The following is a 16340-nucleotide window of genomic DNA, read 5'->3' on the forward strand; positions in this document are numbered from 1 at the left end:
AACGACGCCATGACCCTTCCACCCGTCATCCAGAGCCTGTTGCTGCTCCCCTTCTGGGGAGCAGCCGTCGAGGCCCCGCCCGACCCAAGCTATCAGCTCATGGCCAGCGCCAAACCCGATACCCTGCTGATCCGCTTCAGCCCGGAAGGGACACAGCCTTTCACTCTTCTGCCCGCCCGTACCTTGCGCGGCATACCACAACAAGGGCTGCCTGCTCTTACCTGTCTGGAGAGCGGCGCCAGGGTCAAGCCGGGCCAGCCAATCCGGTGCCGCGAGCTGAGCTGGCAGGTGACGCTCAAGCCAGTGCCTGCTACCGGGGCCGATGCCTCTACCCAACAGAGCCTCTACTTTCCACAAGGCGGCTGGCTAGTCACCGAATGGGGGAACTTCCCGCGCCAGCAGGGTGCACAACCGGGCCGGGTCTGCCTGCCGGATGGCCGGTGCCACCCCATGCCCCGCATGGACGAGCCGCCACTGATCCTGCCCTTCGCCCTGCCAGCGACAACCCAGTCTCGGCAGGGAGCACGTCTGCAGATCCATCACGATGGGGTGGCCGGGACGCTGAATATCGCCAGCCTGCAAAAGAAGCTGGAGGCCATTATCGATTACCTCGCCTTTCAGCTCGATGCCCCGCCCCCACGCAAGCCCTGGCAACTGGTGTGGCTGGCGCGCGACATCAGTACCCACTCGCTGGGAGGCGCCGCAGGTGCCGGGGCCTTTGTCGCCAACTATCCGGTCAGCGACACCCAGCCCACTGCCGATGCCCCACTGCTCCTGCTACGCACCAGTGCCCACGAGGCGGTACACATGCTCGACACCCGGGCCAGACCGACCTGGGTCGCCGAGAGCCTGGCGGAGTACCTTGCCATCAAGTCGCTGCACCGCTTCCGTCTGGACACCACCACGGCCGCCGACGAGCTGGCGCAGCGCGAAGACCGTCTGCCTCATGCCAAGGCAGGCCTCTATCGGGCCAGTGATGCGGTCAAGGCGGGAGATCTCTCCTACTATCCCCTTTTCTACGTGAAAGGGAGCGCCTTCTGGGAAGCATTGGATCTGGCCCTGCAACGCCATCACCGTACCCTGTCGGCACTTTTGCCACACCTCTCCTGGCAAGAGGATGGTCGCTTCGATGCGGCCTCCAGCACCTTGCTTGCTGGCACCCTGGGTGCCGAGGTCTGGCACGCCCTGATCAGCCGCTATCTGAGCGAGCCAGCGTGAGGCGAGCAACATGCAAAAAGGGGAGCACATGCTCCCCTTCACTTTGTCTGGCACCTTCATTTTCGGCCAAGATCAGGCTGAGGCCGCCTCGCCAGGGCGCAGCTGCAGGAAGAAAACGGGCACCACCACCAGCACCATGATGAAGAAGATGCCGCCACCGAGAGGCTCGAACAGCAGGCCAGAGAGTGTCATCAGGGCGGCCACCGTCATACCGAGACCGAGCGCCGCGTAGAGTGCCTGGGTGGGGATCAGCTGCTCCGTTGGCAACTGACGGGTCATGAAGCGCACGGCGCCGAGATGACTGACGCAGAAGGTGACCGCATGAAGCAATTGGCCCGCCACCAGCACCACCATATCGGTGGAAGCGCCGAGCAGGCTCCAGCGCACCACGCACCCGATCGCCCCCACCAGAAACAGGCTCTGGGCACCGAAGCGGTTGAGAAAGCGCTTGTCGGCGGCGAACATGCCGATCTCCGCCACCACCCCCAGCGCCCACAGATAGCCTATGGTGGTACCGCTGTAACCTGCCGCCTTCCAGTGCATGGCACTGAAGCCGTAGTAGGCGGCATGGCTGCCCTGCAGCAGGGCCGAGATCAACAGAAAGCGGCGCACCGAAGGGGACTTGAGGGTATCGAGCAGGGAGGCTTTCGCCCGCTCTCCCTGAATGTCGCGGGGCGCCGGATGCAGCGGCAACCAGCTGAGCAACAGCATGAGCAGCAATCCCGCCACCATGGTATGCAGCACCCAGTCGCTGCCAAAATTCCCCACCAGCGATCCCACCAGAGTAGATGCAACGATGAAAGCGAACGAGCCACACAGCCGCACCTTGCCGTAGTCGAGATGGGCCTGCACCACCATGCGGGTAGCCAGTGCCTCCCCCACCGGCATCAGGGTCGGGTAGATGAAATTCGCCACCAGGGTCAAGCCCACCAGCCACCAGAGGTTATGGCTCAGATAAAAGCCGAGGAAGGCCAGCAGACTCAGCAGACAGAGCAGCCGGGTGATGGGCAGCAGGTGCCCCGCCCCCTTGATCTGCCCCATCACCATCAGGTTGCCGGCGAAGCGGATCGCCATCCCGGCTCCCAGCAACAGACCTATCATCTCGGCGCTCACGCCGATCCCCTCCAGCCAGAGCGACCAGAACGGCAGATAGGCACCATAGACGAAGTAGAAGGCGCCAAAGAACAGGGCTAACCAGGAGAAGGCAGGCATAGATCCTCGACAGCGGGAAGAAGGGGCACAAATGATAACCGATTTGCAGGGGAGGATCCTGCGATCCCGAGGGGAAGCAAAAATGAAAAACATCAATAAAATTGAACTATTGCCACAAGAGCGGAGTCTATTGAGTAACACCACCTCCTGGTTAGTGTTGCAATCTTTCCACCCGCTTCTGGCGGGTTTCTTTTTTTAGTGGTCATGGGCCGGTTTCAGTCCACAGAAAAGGGGCCTTGCGGCCCCTGAATCATAAGATGTGCGTGCTGCTCACCGGCATTAGAAGACGTACTTGACCCGTGCGCTCAGGTTGCGGCCCGGCTCTGTCTTGTTGCTGGTGTTGGCGGTAGCGCTCTGCCCAGTGATGTTCTCGTAGCTGACATACTCCTTGTCAAACAGGTTGAAGACACCGACGTTGAGCTGCAGATCCTGTATGGGCTTGAACTGGGCGTAGAGATCCACCACACCCCAGCCAGCGCTCTTGATGTTGTCGTTGCCTCTGGCATCCTTGCCCACCTTGTCCATGTCATCGGCAAAGCGCAGCGCCGTGTTGATGTTCCAGTTCGCCTGTTCCAGACGCACACCCACACTGCCGTTGAGCGGGCTCAGGCTGTTGATGTAGTTGCCATCCCCATCCTTGCCTTCGATATAAGCCAGGTTGCCCCAGACGTTGACCAGGTCATTCAACCAGTAGTCAGCCTTGGCCTCGACCCCCTTGGTGGTCGCCTTGTCCAGGTTCTGGTACTGATAAAGGGCAGTGCGACCCTCGGTGCCGACCTGGGTCAGCTCGATGAAGTCGTCAAACTTGTTGTAGAAAGTCGCCACTTCGTAGCTGAAGCCGCCGGCATCGCCGCGTACCCCCAGATCGATACCATCGCTGCTCTCGGGCTTGAGGTTCGCATTCGGCTCGATGCGATAGCCATACGCCTGGTGGTTCAGGGTCGAGAAGGCGTTGTCATACATGGGGGTCTTGTAGCCATGGCTGTACTGGGCGAACAGATTGGCCGCCTCGTGTGCCTTGAACACCAGCCCCAGCTTGGGTGAGAACTCCCCTTCGGAGAACTTCTTGAGGTTTTCGCCCGTGTAGGCGGGATCCTGATCCGGGTTCATACGGTAGTAGTCGTAGCGAACACCCGGCGTCAGTACCCAGCGCTCGCCAAATTTCAGCTCGTCGAAGGCCCACAGAGCACCGTGTTCCGTGGTAGTGGACGGGAAGCTCAGCTCGCTGTAGCCAACAAAGTCACCCGGCGTGGTCGGCGCCTTGAAACGGGTGCGCTCGTTGTCGGTATGCTCATACTCCAGGCCCCAGGCAAGGCGCTGACTGGCCAGTGCCTTGCTGAATTTCACCTGGGCCCCCAGGCTCTCTTGCTCGAAGCCATTGCTGTCCAGCGAGTTCTTGGTCACATAGGGGTTGCCCGGTCTGACCGGATACTTGGAAGAGGCGTACTGATCCAGGGTCTGCTTGGTGCGGGCATAGTAGACCTTGCTGTCGATGCGATCGACCCAGGGCGCGTTCAGGGCGATGCCGTGATCCAGCATCAGGGAGAGGTTGTCCGTGTCCTTGTCGGTGATCGGCTGATTGAAGACGGAGCCTGCCTTGGTGAGATCGACGGCATCCGGATCCTGCCCTTCGTTGAAGTAGTCGACGGTCAGTTTCAGGAACTGATCGTCGCTCAGGTTCCACTGGCTCTTGAACAGCACGGCCTGGCTGACGATGTCGAACTCCTTCTTGTCGCCATCGTAGTTCTGGGTCACACCGCCGTCACGCCAGGTGTAGCGCAGCAGGTTCTCGAACTCGCCGCTGCGCAGGGCACCGGTAAAACCGGCCATGTTCTGATGGCTGCTGGAGGCGTAACCACTGGTCACGTCCAGATAGCTGTCGCGGCCCCGGAGGAAATCGCTGGCATCCTTGGTGGTGATGGCGATGACGCCGCCCAGGGCATCGGAGCCGTAGGCCGCCGACGCAGGCCCCTTGACCACTTCAATCTGCTTGATCATGTCGGTGTCGAAGTAGCTCTGGCCGACCCCGCCGTTCTTGTAAGCATCGTTCTGGCGCACACCGTCACGCACCATCTTGACCCGATTTTCACCCATGCCACGGATGACGAAGGTCTGGGCATCACCAGCACCGCCTATCGCAGTCACGCCCGGCTCGTAACGGAACAGGTCGGCAACGTTGCTCACCGCCTGCTCTTCAATCTGCCTGGCTGTGATCACAGTGATGGGACCGGAAACATCTTCCAGTTTTTGCTCCATCCGTGAGCCGCTGACGACCATGACTTCATCTGCTTTCTTGTCCGCCGCAAAAACCGGGGAAGCGAGGCCGGCCGCCACGGCAAGGGCAACCAGCGAGAGGGTGTTGTTGTGCGCCACTGTGAATCCTTATTGAGAATCGTTATCAAACAGCTGGCATATTACTTAGCTCGCAACAAAGATCAACAATAAAAGGAATCATTCTCATTTTCTTTTGTCATAGTTAGGTTCTACACTATTCCCCTCTGTTTTCCAGCTCGCCATACTGTCATCGTATGGCTCCGGCTCTTCTTCGTTGTGAGATACCATGACCCGACTACTGCCCCTGCTCACCCTTCCCCTGCTGCTGGCCGCCTGCGCCACACCGCCCGGTGACGATGCCGGCACCCTCTACCACTATCAGCTCAGCGCAGGCCAGTCCGATGCAGGCCAAGGTGAGCTGACGCTGACACAGGCGGTGGATCGGGTGGCGGACGCCGACATAGTGCTGGTGGGCGAGCTGCATACCCATACTGCCATACACCTGCTGCAGGCCCGTCTGCTGGCGGGGCTGGAAGAAGCATCCCGGGCCGATGGTCGTGCCCTTGTGCTCTCCATGGAGCAGTTCAGCCGTGCCGATCAAGCCGTGGTGGATGCCTATCTGGCCGGGCGCATAGGTGAGGCGGCCCTCATTCGCGATGGCAACGCCTGGCCCAACTACCAGAGCGACTATCGCCCGCTGGTGGAGTTTGCCAAACAGCACCATCTGCCGGTCATCGCAGCCAACGCCCCCAAGCCGCTGGTGAGCTGTGTCGGTCAGGAGGGGCCACAGTGGCTCGACAAGCTCCCCGCCAACCGCCGCAGCCAGCTTGCCCGCGAGCTGACGCTCACCGACGATGGCTATCGCCAGAAATTCATGGCCTCGCTCCACCACGGTGATGCCGACGGCAATGCCCGCCGCTTCGCCGCCCAGACCAGCTGGGATGACACCATGGCCGAAAGCATGGTCGATTATCTCAAGCAGCATCCCGGCCGGCGCATCATGCACATCGCCGGCAACTTCCACGTCGAGGGGGGCCTGGGGCTCGCCAGCCGCATCGCCAGTCGCAACCCTGCGCTCAAAGTCGCGCTGGTGGTGCCAGAGACTCTATCGCAGACGAATGCACAGATCCCCGCCGGGCAAGTTGCCGATATACGGGCCCGGATCACACCTCTGCCAGAACGCTGGCTAAATGCAGATGAAATGAAGCAAGATATGGGCGCACTGCATCAATCCCGAAGCCGTGACTGCAGCCAATGGCTGCAACCCTGAAAATCGCCTAAGGATTCCATATGGATGTGTTACTGGTCATCGACATGCAACAAGGGCTGTTTGCTCATCCCCGCCATCAGGACGCGCAGGTCATTGCCAATATCAATCGTCTGGCAGACAGCGTGCGGGCCAATCAGGGCCGTGTCATCTATGTGCAGCACGACGCACCGGGTTCTGAACTGGAACCCGGCAGTGCAGGCTGGCAGCTCCACGCCGATTTGATCCCGGCGCGCAGCGACAGCAGGGTGAGCAAGACCGCCTGCGACAGCTTCCTCGATACAGAGCTCGGCTTTCTGCTGGCGGAACAGGCAGTGGATCGCCTGCTGATCAGCGGCTGTGCCACCGATTTTTGTGTCGACACCACGCTGCGCAGCGCCGCCGCCCGGGGATTTGACGTATTCGCGGTGACGGATGCCCACACCACGGCGGATCGTCCTCACCTGAGTGCAGAAAAAATCATCGAGCATCACCACTGGATGTGGGAGCACCTGAGCCTGCCAAAGGGCAGAACCGTGACCCTGCTCACGACGGATGCGTTGCTCGAAGCCACCCAGCCCGAGCTGGCGTGTTAATCTGCCAGCCTTGAAGTGATCACCGGATTGGAGTCTTGTGTGCGTCTACTGTCTGCCGTTGCATTCATGCTGTTGTTACCGGCAATTTCTGCCTGCTCCGGTTTGCCGGGGCGTCAGCCGGATGGCCCTGCCCCCCTGTTTAGAACCCAGATCAACGAAGAGGGGAGCAAGCGTTTCACGTTTGAAGCCGCACCGTTCGACACCCTGCCTACCCGGCTGGAGGAGAACGACGGCAATCGCCTGAGTCGCAGCAAGAGTCTGCTGGAACGGCGTGAAGCCCTGCAGGATGCACAGTTGACCCAGACCCTGGCCGAACGGAAGTATTGCCACAATGGCTACATCATCCTCAGCCAGACTTCCTGGAAGATCCGGGGCGAGTGCAACGAGACGGCCAGCCAGGCCGATCGCGATGCCTTCCCCAACAAGGCTTCCTGGCAGGACTAGCTCTCTGGTGTGACACGCAATAAAAAACGGGCAGCCTGGGCTGCCCGTTTTTTATTGCAAAGGCCTGTCGTCAGACCGGCGCATCGGCCGGGCTGGTCAGCTCGGCACCATTGTCGACCCGTTTGTGCCCTTCCACCAGATGCACGAAATCCACCAGCTCGTCACCTGAGACGCGAAATGCCTGGCCGAAGCCTTTGACGAACAAACCCTGCTCGGGTTTGAGGCGAAACAGCACGAAATCCTTGAGATTGGACAGCCCTTTGACTATCTCGCCAAAACGCCCTTCCAGCGCGGCAATCGCCTGACTCCAGCGCACGTCGTCACGAGCCACGACTTCGGCCAGTGCATCAAAGGTGAGACGCTTGCGGGCGAACAGCTCACGGGCACCTGTCTCGTCCTCGATCAGCATCAGCGATACCTTGGGTACCTGTTGCAGGTTGCGGGCGTGACGGGCGATTTCAGAGATGAGCACATAGTAGCCATCTTCCTGCAGCACGAAGGGGGCATAGCTGGCGTTGGGGTTGCCTTCGCTGTCCACCGTCGCCAGTTGCAGGGTGCGGCAACCGTCGCGAAACTCGCGGATCTCCGGTTGCAGACGATTCTGCAGACGCTCCTGACGTTCACTCATGCTTTTACTTCCTCTTGGTACTGGTGGCGCAAGGCCATGAAACGCTCCACCTGGGCAGGCAACAGCTTGCGCTGCTCATCACGTCCCAGATAGACCTTGAAAATACAGCGACCGCTGTGGCCGAAGAACTGGAAAGAGTGGCCTTCTTTACCCATAAACAGCTTGCTGACCAGGGCAATACCGACCACGTTGTCGAGCTTGAGATGGCCGTGCATCTCGCCGTCACGCCCCATCAGGTTGTAGTAGCCACGGGCATTCTTGCCCCTGGGAAAGGGCGCCTTCACCTCGAAAATGGAACCATCGGATTCGACGATGGTGGTCACCTGACCCCAGTCGGCCAGATCCGCCAGCAGGGCTTCGGCCTGCTCGGCGGGGACTTGGGTCACCAGCTCGTCGGGCAGGTGGCGCACCACCTCCCACTCGCTGACCGCCAGCTGAGTGGCAATGCTGGAAGGATGGGCGCTGGGATCTTGCTCCAGCAGCTCATGAATGCGTTGTGCAATGCTCATCGGTTCTCCCTGGGGATGCGTTCTGCATCCCTCTTCTGTCATGGCGAATACTGTAATAAAGCGCCCAAACCAATGCAATTGATAATCGATTTCATTCTCAGTGCATTTTTTTCACCGACTTGATATTCTCGGCGCAAACCCAACTTCATTCACCCTTCGGAGGTTAGCATGGGCCGTCGTTTTGCCCTCGCACTCACCCTGCTGAGCTGCTCAGCTCTTTCCCTGCCAGCAAGCGCGCAGGAACGTATCGTCAGCATAGGTCCTGCCACCACAGAGCTCATTCTGGCACTGGGCGGTGAACAGAGCCTTATCGCCACCGACATCAGCAGCGTTGAACCGAAAAATCTGCCCAGGGTCGGTTATCACCGTGCCCTCTCCGCCGAGGGGATCCTCAGTCTGGCGCCAACCCGCCTGATCGGCAGCGACGAGATGGGCCCGGCACCGGCGCTGGATCAATTGCGCCGTGCAGGCGTAGCAGTGAGTGTGCTGGAGACGGCACCGACCCTGGCCAACCTCAACCAGCGTATCGATACCCTGGCCAAGCTGCTCAATGACCCGGCCGCCGGGGCGGCACTCAAGGCCGAGATCCAGACCCAGACCGATCAGCTGGCCGCGCAGGCTAAACAGAACAAGCCGCTCAAGGTCGCCTTCCTGCTGCTGCACAAGGGGCAACCCACCAGCATAGCCGGCGGCAACACCACCGCCAGCGCCCTGCTCACCCTGGCGGGCGGCATCAATCCGGTAGACCAGCTGAGCGACTACAAACCCGTCTCTGCCGAAGCCCTGATCAAGCTGCAGCCGGACCTGGTGCTGGTGAGCGGTCGCGACTGGCAGCAATATCAGGATCCGGAAACTGTGCTGGCACAGGTGCCCGCGCTCGCAGCGACGCCGGCAGGCAAGAATCGAGCTATCCACGCCATCGACGGCCACGCCCTGCAAGGGGGTCTCAGTCTCACCTCGCTGCAACAGGCGAACCAGATCGCCAAGTGGATCAAGCTGGGCTCATGATGCGCCTGCCACTGCCATGGTTGCTTTGCCTCACCAGCGCCGCGCTGGCACTGCTGCTGGTCGGATCCCTGGCGACCGGCCCCATGGCGCTCTCCCTCGGCGAGAGTCTGCGCGCCCTGTTTGCCGGTCAGGAAAGCGGCATTGAAGCCCACAAGCTGCTGATCGTGCAGGAGATCCGCCTGCCCCGTACCCTGCTCTGCATCGCAGTGGGCGGCATTCTCGGCCTCTGTGGCGCCGTCATGCAGGGGCTGTTTCGCAATCCGCTGGCCGATCCCGGCATCATTGGCGTCTCCGGCGGGGCCGCCCTCGGTGCCGCGCTGGCCATAGTGCTGCTGGCTCCTCTCGGCCAGCAGTGGCAGAGTCTGCTCGGCATCGGCCTGCTGCCGTTGCTCGCCTTTCTCGGCGGGGCGCTCACCACCACGCTGGTATATTTGCTCGGCACCCGGGAAGGTGGCACCTCCGTCACCGTCATGTTGCTGGCCGGGGTCGCCATCACGGCACTTTCCGGCGCAGTGATCGGCCTGCTCACCTATCTGGCCGACGACCAGATGCTGCGCAACCTGAGCCTGTGGCAGATGGGCACACTGGCGGCAGGCAAACCGGTGGATGTGGCACTGGCACTGGCTACCCTGATCGCCCTGCTGCTGCTGTTCATGCGCGATGCCAATCCCCTCAACGCCCTGTTGCTGGGGGAAGGGGAAGCCCGTCATCTGGGAGTGAATGTGCAATCCCTCAAGCGGCGCCTCATCTTGCTCACCGCCGCTGGGGTCGGTGTCGCCGTCGCCGTGGCGGGCATGATCGGCTTCGTCGGTCTGGTGGTGCCCCATCTGGTGCGACTGCTGGCCGGGCCCAACCATGTCAGACTGTTGCCGCTTTCAGCTTTGCTCGGCGCCGCCCTGCTGCTGGGCGCCGACATGCTGGCTCGCACCCTGATGGCGCCGGCCGAGTTGCCGGTGGGCATCATTACTGCCCTGCTGGGCGCCCCCTTCTTTATCTGGCTGCTGGTCAAGGGCCGCCGGACGCTTTAACCGGAGGTCTCACCTTGTCAATATCATCCCCTCTGCTGCGCTGCCACCAGCTCAGCCTCACCCGCGGTGGCCGCCCTATCCTGGACAGACTCGACCTCACACTGCAGGGCGGCACGCTCACCGCCCTGCTTGGGCCAAACGGCGCAGGCAAGAGCTCACTGCTCAAATGCCTGACCGGCGAGCTGGAGTACGAAGGGGAAATCAATCTGTTTGACCGGGAGCGGCAAGCCTGGGCCAGCAGAGAGCTGGCCCACCGCGTCGGCGTGCTGCCGCAGAGCTCGTCTCTCAACTTTCCGTTTCTGTGCGAAGAGGTGGTCGCCATGGGGCGCCTGCCCCACACTGAGCCAGGCAGCCGACGAGACGAGATTGTGCGGGCCGCCATGACCCACGCCGGGGTCGATCACCTGGCCAGACGTCTCTATCCCGGCCTCTCCGGGGGGGAGCGACAGCGGGTACAGTTTGCCAGAGTGCTGGCCCAGATCTGGCAGGCGCCGGACGATCCCCAGCAGGCGCGCCTGTTGTTGCTGGACGAACCCACCTCGGCGCTCGACCTCAAATATCAGCACCAGCTGCTCACCATGGCTCGCGCCCTGGCCGCCCGCAACACGGCCGTGCTGGTGGTGCTGCACGACCTCAATCTGGCGGCGCGCTACGCCGATCGACTGGTGATGCTGGATCAGGGCAGGCTGATGGCCGATGGCACCCCGGCCGAGGTACTGACCCCGGCCTTGATCGACCGCCTCTATGATTATCCCGCTCAGGTGATCCATCACCCTGAGACAGGCCTGCCCATGGTGGTGTGAGAGGGGTCGGGATCCTGGATAGCAAAAGAGCGCCATCAGGCGCTCTTTTTGATTGTGAGAGAAGTTCTGGCTCAGGCTATCTGATAACGGCCCGGCTTGTGTCGTTGAACGTCAACACCCGATACGGATATCGGATGAGTGCAATATCGGGTTCTCACGCTATCTGATAGCGGCCCGGCTTGTGATTGAGTGTCAACACCAGGTTACAGATGATGGCCGCAACTACCGAGAGGGCCAGGATCCAGGGCTGCACCACGAAGCAGGAGGCAACGACTATGGTGCAGTCCAGCCCCATTTGCAGCTTGCCGGCGCGGATGCCAAAGCGGTCCTGAATAAACAGCGCCAGTATGTTGAAGCCACCCAGGCTGGATTTGTGGCGGAACATGATGAGCAGCCCCATGCCAATCAGGGTGCCACCGATCAGGGCCGCATAGACGGGCTCAATCTTGCCGATCTGCAGCACGGCGTTGAGGTGATCCGTCATGAAGGAGACAGCCGCCACCGAGAAGAAGGTGTTGAGGGTGAAGCGGGGCCCCATCCTCAGCCAGGCCAGGGCGTAGAACGGCAGATTGATACCGAAGAACAGCAGGCCGAAGCTCAGGCCCGTCACCTGTTGCAGCAAGAGCGCCAGCCCGGCGGTACCGCCGGTGAGCAGGCCAACCTGATGAAACAGGAAGATACCGAGAGAAACGAAACCGGCTGCTGTCAGCAGGGCGAGTACATCTTCATAAAGCGGGTGCACAGAAGCGTGCGGGTCCGCAGAGCCCGGGGTGTTGTCCATAACCTGTATCCAATAGCGAAGTGAAAAGAGTGTTTTTGCCGCCGTGGCGGACGCGAGCCCTGTCCGCAGGGCTTCGTTATGGGGTCCAGTCTATTTTTTGCGAGCATGATCACAATAGCCCCGGGAAACGCCCCGTTTTGGTGCCTGTCATTCTCCATTGACAGGCCGTGCACCAAGATGCAGCATGCCGCGCCTGACGAGCTCCGCCATCGCCCGCCATGTCGCCGGAGCGACGTGGCGCCGGCGTGCACACTCTGGTACAAAGCCCACAGCCATTTTCCAGTCCCCGTTCAGGACCAGAGACCCCCAATGATCAGCACAGGACAACACTCATGAAGTATCTGGTGACAGGTGCCGCCGGCTTTATCGGCTTTCACGTGGCCAAACGGCTATGCGAGGCAGGCCATCAGGTGGTGGGGCTGGATAATCTGAACGACTACTACGAGGTAAGCCTGAAACAGGCGCGACTGGCCCGGCTGCTCCCCTTCCCCCACTTCCACTTCGAACAGCGGGAGCTGGCAGATCGGGACGCCATGGCAAACCTGTTCACCAGCGGCCAGTTCGAGCGGGTGATCCACCTGGGCGCCCAGGCGGGGGTACGTCACTCACTGGAAAATCCGTTCGCCTATGCCGACAGCAATCTCACCGGCATACTGACTGTACTGGAAGGGTGCCGCCAGCACGGCATAAACCATCTGATCTACGCCTCCTCCAGCTCTGTCTATGGCCTGAGCGATCTGATGCCCTTCTGTGCCGAACAGCGGGTAGATCACCCCGTCTCTCTCTATGCCGCCACCAAAAAGAGTGGCGAACTGATGGCCCACTCCTACTCTGCGATCTATGGTCTGCCTACCACAGGCCTGCGCTTTTTCACCGTCTATGGCCCCTGGGGTCGCCCCGACATGGCCATCGCCAAGTTCACCCGCGCCATCCTGGCGGGCGAGCCCATCGATGTGTACAACCACGGGGATCTCAGCCGCGACTTTACCTACATAGACGACATAGTGGACGGCATACTCGCCATCGCCGAGCTGCCGCCCCGCGCCAATCCGCACTGGCACGCCAGTCAGGGCAGTCAGGCCGAGAGCGCAGCCCCCTATCGCATCCTCAACATAGGTAACAGCCAGCCGGTGCGGCTGCTCGATTTTATCGAGGCGCTGGAACAGGCGCTGGACAAGCCCGCCATCAAGCGGATGCTGCCCATGCAGGCAGGCGACATGCACGCCACCTGGGCCGACAGCGAGCCCCTTCACACCCTCACGGGCACCCGCCCCGCCACCCCGCTCAGGCAGGGAGTCGCCGAGTTCGTGCGCTGGTATCTCGACTATTACCGGCCGGGGTGAGCCACGGTGACATGAATGTACAATCCTGACTAAATAATGCGGCGTGGAACATAAGTCATCACAGGCTTCCCCCATCGCAAGCCGCTTTTGCTACCCCTTGTGATGGGACTGTCCCTTCCAATACCCACCGGCATCCCACACGGGCCTGTATTTACCATTGGTTCCATATCATTTTGATCTCTGGGCAGGTGGCATCATAACAACAGGATCCACTGGATTAATGGCAGAGCGGGCCATGTTCCCCTATATCTTCTGTACCCCAACAGGAGAGAATCCATGGCGAGCCTCAGCGAAAACAGGCTGTTTTTGCTGCTTTTTTTATCGCTGTTGCTGGCCGGTACTGTGCAGGCTGCAGCGCAAAGCAGGGATTTCAGACAAGCCCCCAAGGTGCTCACTGCCCTGAAAAAGGGTCAGGTGGCGCAGAGCCAGGGCAATTTGACCCAAGCCATCCACTTCTATTGTGCCGCCGCCACGACGGGCAACCCGGAAGGCTATTTTCGCATCGGTCGCCTCCTTGCCACCGGCCCGGGCTCGGTGCGCAACCCCAAGATGGCCAACGCCTACCTCGCCATGGCAATGCGCCTTGGCAATCAGCAAGCCGCCCGCTACTACAATGCCCGCATCGGCAACGCCATCATAGGGGATCAGTGTGGCGCCGGCGTCGGCGGGGGAGCAGGCAGTTACTTTGCCGAGATCCCCAATACCCCTTTCAATCTGGATGCCTACCTGGCCCGCCAGTCACCAACCAAACAGAAACTGGCCACCATGTTGCGCCACGCCGCCAAGCACCACAGCCTCGATGAGCGGCTGGTGTTGGCCATTGCCATTGCCGAATCCAACCTCAACAGCCGCGCCGTCTCCCCCAAGAATGCCCAGGGGCTGATGCAACTCATACCGGAAACCCAGCAGCGCTTCGGCGTGACTCGCCCCTTCGATCCGGCACAGAACATCAAGGGGGGCGTGACCTATCTCAAGTGGCTGGATCGCCGGTTTGATGGCAACTGGATACTGATGTCGGCAGCCTACAACGCAGGAGAGAGAGCGGTGGAACAGTACGGCGGCATCCCCCCCTATCAGGAGACCCAACAATATGTGCGGCGAGTGCTCTACTTCGCCGGTCACAAGGGGAAGTAGCCCTCACCCGTTCATGCCCGATCTGGAAATAGACGTCGGTCCCCTTCCCAACCAGCGACTGGCAATCAGGGCCAGATACAACCCAATGTCTCGCTCGCGGCCAGCAAAAATGTTGGCCAGCAAGGCTGGTCAGCGACGAACAGCTAAATATGGCGGCTTTGGCACAAAAACGAGTCCTCATCATGCCAGGCGTGCCCCCAGCGCACAGCCGGATGTGACGGCTGCGGCAAAGAGGGCTACAAGCCGGGCCCTGCCTTTGCCCCCCTTCCCCCATTGGTTTACAATCGGAGCGTTTTTTGGAACCGGGTTGACGGCGTGTCGACCTGGCCCCACCACGACATCAGTCTGTTAGTGCCAAGACATTAACCTGCTGAATAGGAAGAGAATTAGCCAATGGCTCAATTTATTTACACCATGAACCGGGTCGGCAAGGTAGTGCCGCCCAAGCGTCATATCCTCAAGAACATCTCCTTGAGCTTCTTCCCGGGCGCCAAGATAGGCGTACTGGGCCTGAACGGTGCCGGTAAGTCCACCCTGCTGCGCATCATGGCCGGCATAGATACCGAGATCGAAGGGGAAGCCCGTCCTCAGCCCGGCATCAAGATCGGCTACCTCCCCCAGGAGCCCAAGCTGGATCCGGAGCAGACAGTCCGTGAAGCGGTCGAAGAGGCGGTAGGCGACGTCAAGCGCGCCATTGCTCGCCTCGACGAGGTCTATGCGGCCTACGCCGACCCGGATGCGGATTTTGACAAGCTGGCCCGCGAACAGGGCGAGCTGGAAGCCATCATTCAGGCCCAGGGTGGCCACAACATGGAAAACCAGCTGGAGCGCGCGGCCGATGCCCTGCGTCTGCCGGCCTGGGACGCCAAGATCCAGCACCTCTCAGGTGGTGAGCGCCGCCGTGTGGCGCTGTGCCGTCTGCTGCTGGAAAAGCCGGACATGCTGCTGCTGGACGAACCGACCAACCACCTGGATGCGGAATCCGTGGCCTGGCTGGAGCGCTTCCTGCACGACTACGAAGGCACAGTCGTGGCCATCACCCACGACCGCTACTTCCTCGACAACGTGGCAGGCTGGATCCTGGAGCTGGACCGCGGCGAAGGTATCCCGTGGGAAGGCAACTACTCCTCCTGGCTGGAGCAGAAAGATGCCCGTCTGGCCCAGGAGGCCAGCTCCGAAGCGGCTCGTCGCAAGTCCATCGAGAAAGAGCTGGAGTGGGTTCGTCAGAATCCGAAAGGCCGTCAGGCCAAGTCCAAGGCCCGTATGGCTCGCTTCGAAGAACTCAACACCAACGACTACCAGAAGCGCAACGAGACCAACGAGCTGTTCATTCCGCCCGGACCCCGCCTCGGCGACAAGGTGCTGGAAGTGGCGAACCTGCGCAAATCCTACGGTGATCGGGTGCTGATCGACGATCTGTCGTTTGCCATTCCGAAGGGAGCCATCGTCGGCATTATAGGCCCGAACGGTGCCGGTAAGTCGACCCTGTTCCGCATGATGTCGGGTCAGGAGCAGCCGGACTCCGGCACCATCACCCTGGGCGAAACCGTGGTGCTGGCCTCTGTGGATCAGTTCCGCGACAGCATGGATGACAAGAAGACGGTGTTCGAAGAGGTTGCCGACGGTCAGGATATCCTGCGTATCGGCAACTACGAGTTCCCGAGCCGCGCCTATATAGGCCGCTTCAACTTCAAGGGCGCCGATCAGCAGAAGCGGGTCGGCGAGCTCTCCGGTGGTGAACGTGGCCGTCTGCATCTGGCCAAGCTGTTGCAGACCGGTGGCAACGTGCTGCTGCTGGATGAACCGACCAACGATCTGGACATCGAAACCCTGCGCGCCCTCGAGAACGCCCTGCTGGAGTTCCCGGGTTGTGCCATGGTCATCTCCCACGATCGCTGGTTCCTCGACCGCATCGCCACTCACATCCTGGACTACCAGGACGAGGGTAATATTGCCTTCTTCGAAGGCAACTTTACCGAATACGAAGAGTGGAAGAAGAAGACCTACGGCGCCGAGGCAATCCAGCCCCATCGCGCAAAATACAAACGCATCACCAAATAAGGGTGACGGTGTCACAAGGGGAGCTTCGGCTCCCCTTTCTATTGCCTTTTGGCAT

The 16340-nt window shown here is 61.0% G+C and carries 15 protein-coding genes; 10 read left to right on the top strand and 5 right to left on the bottom strand.

Going from position 1 to position 16340, the window contains the following annotated elements:
• The first annotated feature begins 9 nt into the window (after nucleotides 1-9).
• A complete protein-coding gene (locus tag ONZ54_RS17755) occupies nucleotides 10-1218 on the top strand; it encodes a hypothetical protein (RefSeq protein WP_271786815.1) in 1209 nt (402 codons plus the stop codon).
• A 72-nt stretch (nucleotides 1219-1290) separates the two neighbouring features.
• Here ONZ54_RS17755 and ONZ54_RS17760 read toward each other — a convergent pair whose 3' ends face one another.
• Together ONZ54_RS17760 and ONZ54_RS17765 are read right to left on the bottom strand one after the other, a co-directional pair.
• On the bottom strand, nucleotides 1291-2430 hold the full coding sequence (locus tag ONZ54_RS17760; RefSeq protein WP_271786816.1) for a 3-phenylpropionate MFS transporter: 1140 nt from the start codon (nucleotides 2428-2430) through the stop codon (nucleotides 1291-1293).
• A gap of 279 nt (nucleotides 2431-2709) precedes the next feature.
• The gene (locus ONZ54_RS17765; RefSeq protein WP_271786817.1) at nucleotides 2710-4803 is read right to left on the bottom strand and encodes a TonB-dependent hemoglobin/transferrin/lactoferrin family receptor; all 2094 of its coding nucleotides are present in this window, start codon (nucleotides 4801-4803) and stop codon (nucleotides 2710-2712) included.
• Nucleotides 4804-4990: 187 nt separating this feature from the next.
• Between ONZ54_RS17765 and ONZ54_RS17770 the strand changes: the two genes are divergently transcribed.
• From ONZ54_RS17770 to ONZ54_RS17780, 3 genes are read left to right on the top strand one after another with little or no spacing between them, the layout of a single operon-like run.
• On the top strand, nucleotides 4991-5974 hold the full coding sequence (locus ONZ54_RS17770) for a ChaN family lipoprotein (protein WP_271786818.1): 984 nt from the start codon (nucleotides 4991-4993) through the stop codon (nucleotides 5972-5974).
• Between the two features lie 20 nt (nucleotides 5975-5994).
• The gene (locus tag ONZ54_RS17775; RefSeq protein WP_096120078.1) at nucleotides 5995-6546 is read left to right on the top strand and encodes a cysteine hydrolase family protein; all 552 of its coding nucleotides are present in this window, start codon (nucleotides 5995-5997) and stop codon (nucleotides 6544-6546) included.
• A gap of 39 nt (nucleotides 6547-6585) precedes the next feature.
• A complete protein-coding gene (locus ONZ54_RS17780; protein WP_005311736.1) occupies nucleotides 6586-6990 on the top strand; it encodes a hypothetical protein in 405 nt (134 codons plus the stop codon).
• A 70-nt stretch (nucleotides 6991-7060) separates the two neighbouring features.
• On the opposite strand, the gene hutZ is transcribed toward ONZ54_RS17780, so the two are convergent.
• Together hutZ and hutX are read right to left on the bottom strand one after the other, a co-directional pair.
• Nucleotides 7061-7618 (bottom strand): heme utilization protein HutZ, encoded by a 558-nt coding sequence (gene hutZ, locus ONZ54_RS17785; protein ID WP_005311733.1) that lies wholly within the window; start codon nucleotides 7616-7618, stop codon nucleotides 7061-7063.
• On the bottom strand, nucleotides 7615-8127 hold the full coding sequence (hutX, locus tag ONZ54_RS17790) for a heme utilization cystosolic carrier protein HutX (RefSeq protein WP_087756388.1): 513 nt from the start codon (nucleotides 8125-8127) through the stop codon (nucleotides 7615-7617). The genes hutZ and hutX overlap by 4 nt, the downstream gene beginning before the upstream one ends.
• Nucleotides 8128-8295: 168 nt before the next feature.
• Here hutX and ONZ54_RS17795 point away from each other — a divergent pair, with 168 nt between their 5' ends.
• The 3 genes from ONZ54_RS17795 to ONZ54_RS17805 are packed head-to-tail and all read left to right on the top strand — an operon-like array spanning nucleotide 8296 to nucleotide 10966.
• A complete protein-coding gene (locus tag ONZ54_RS17795; RefSeq protein WP_271786819.1) occupies nucleotides 8296-9135 on the top strand; it encodes a heme/hemin ABC transporter substrate-binding protein in 840 nt (279 codons plus the stop codon).
• Nucleotides 9132-10163, top strand: a complete 1032-nt coding sequence (locus ONZ54_RS17800; RefSeq protein WP_169046694.1) for a FecCD family ABC transporter permease — start codon at nucleotides 9132-9134, stop codon at nucleotides 10161-10163. The genes ONZ54_RS17795 and ONZ54_RS17800 overlap by 4 nt, the downstream gene beginning before the upstream one ends.
• A gap of 14 nt (nucleotides 10164-10177) precedes the next feature.
• Nucleotides 10178-10966: a heme ABC transporter ATP-binding protein gene (locus ONZ54_RS17805; RefSeq protein WP_021138346.1), complete on the top strand. Its 789-nt coding sequence runs from the start codon at nucleotides 10178-10180 to the stop codon at nucleotides 10964-10966.
• A 154-nt stretch (nucleotides 10967-11120) separates the two neighbouring features.
• On the opposite strand, the gene ONZ54_RS17810 is transcribed toward ONZ54_RS17805, so the two are convergent.
• The gene (locus ONZ54_RS17810) at nucleotides 11121-11747 is read right to left on the bottom strand and encodes a YitT family protein (protein ID WP_271786820.1); all 627 of its coding nucleotides are present in this window, start codon (nucleotides 11745-11747) and stop codon (nucleotides 11121-11123) included.
• Nucleotides 11748-12079: 332 nt separating this feature from the next.
• Between ONZ54_RS17810 and ONZ54_RS17815 the strand changes: the two genes are divergently transcribed.
• From ONZ54_RS17815 to ettA, 3 genes are all read left to right on the top strand, one after another.
• A complete protein-coding gene (locus ONZ54_RS17815; protein ID WP_271786821.1) occupies nucleotides 12080-13090 on the top strand; it encodes an NAD-dependent epimerase in 1011 nt (336 codons plus the stop codon).
• A gap of 276 nt (nucleotides 13091-13366) precedes the next feature.
• A complete protein-coding gene (locus tag ONZ54_RS17820) occupies nucleotides 13367-14224 on the top strand; it encodes a lytic transglycosylase domain-containing protein (RefSeq protein WP_271786822.1) in 858 nt (285 codons plus the stop codon).
• Nucleotides 14225-14617: 393 nt separating this feature from the next.
• Nucleotides 14618-16285, top strand: coding sequence for an energy-dependent translational throttle protein EttA (ettA, locus tag ONZ54_RS17825; protein ID WP_271786823.1), 1668 nt, complete (start codon nucleotides 14618-14620; stop codon nucleotides 16283-16285).
• Nucleotides 16286-16340: the final 55 nt, after the last annotated feature.

This window comes from Aeromonas salmonicida (genome assembly GCF_028355655.1).
GTDB lineage: Bacteria > Pseudomonadota > Gammaproteobacteria > Enterobacterales > Aeromonadaceae > Aeromonas > Aeromonas salmonicida.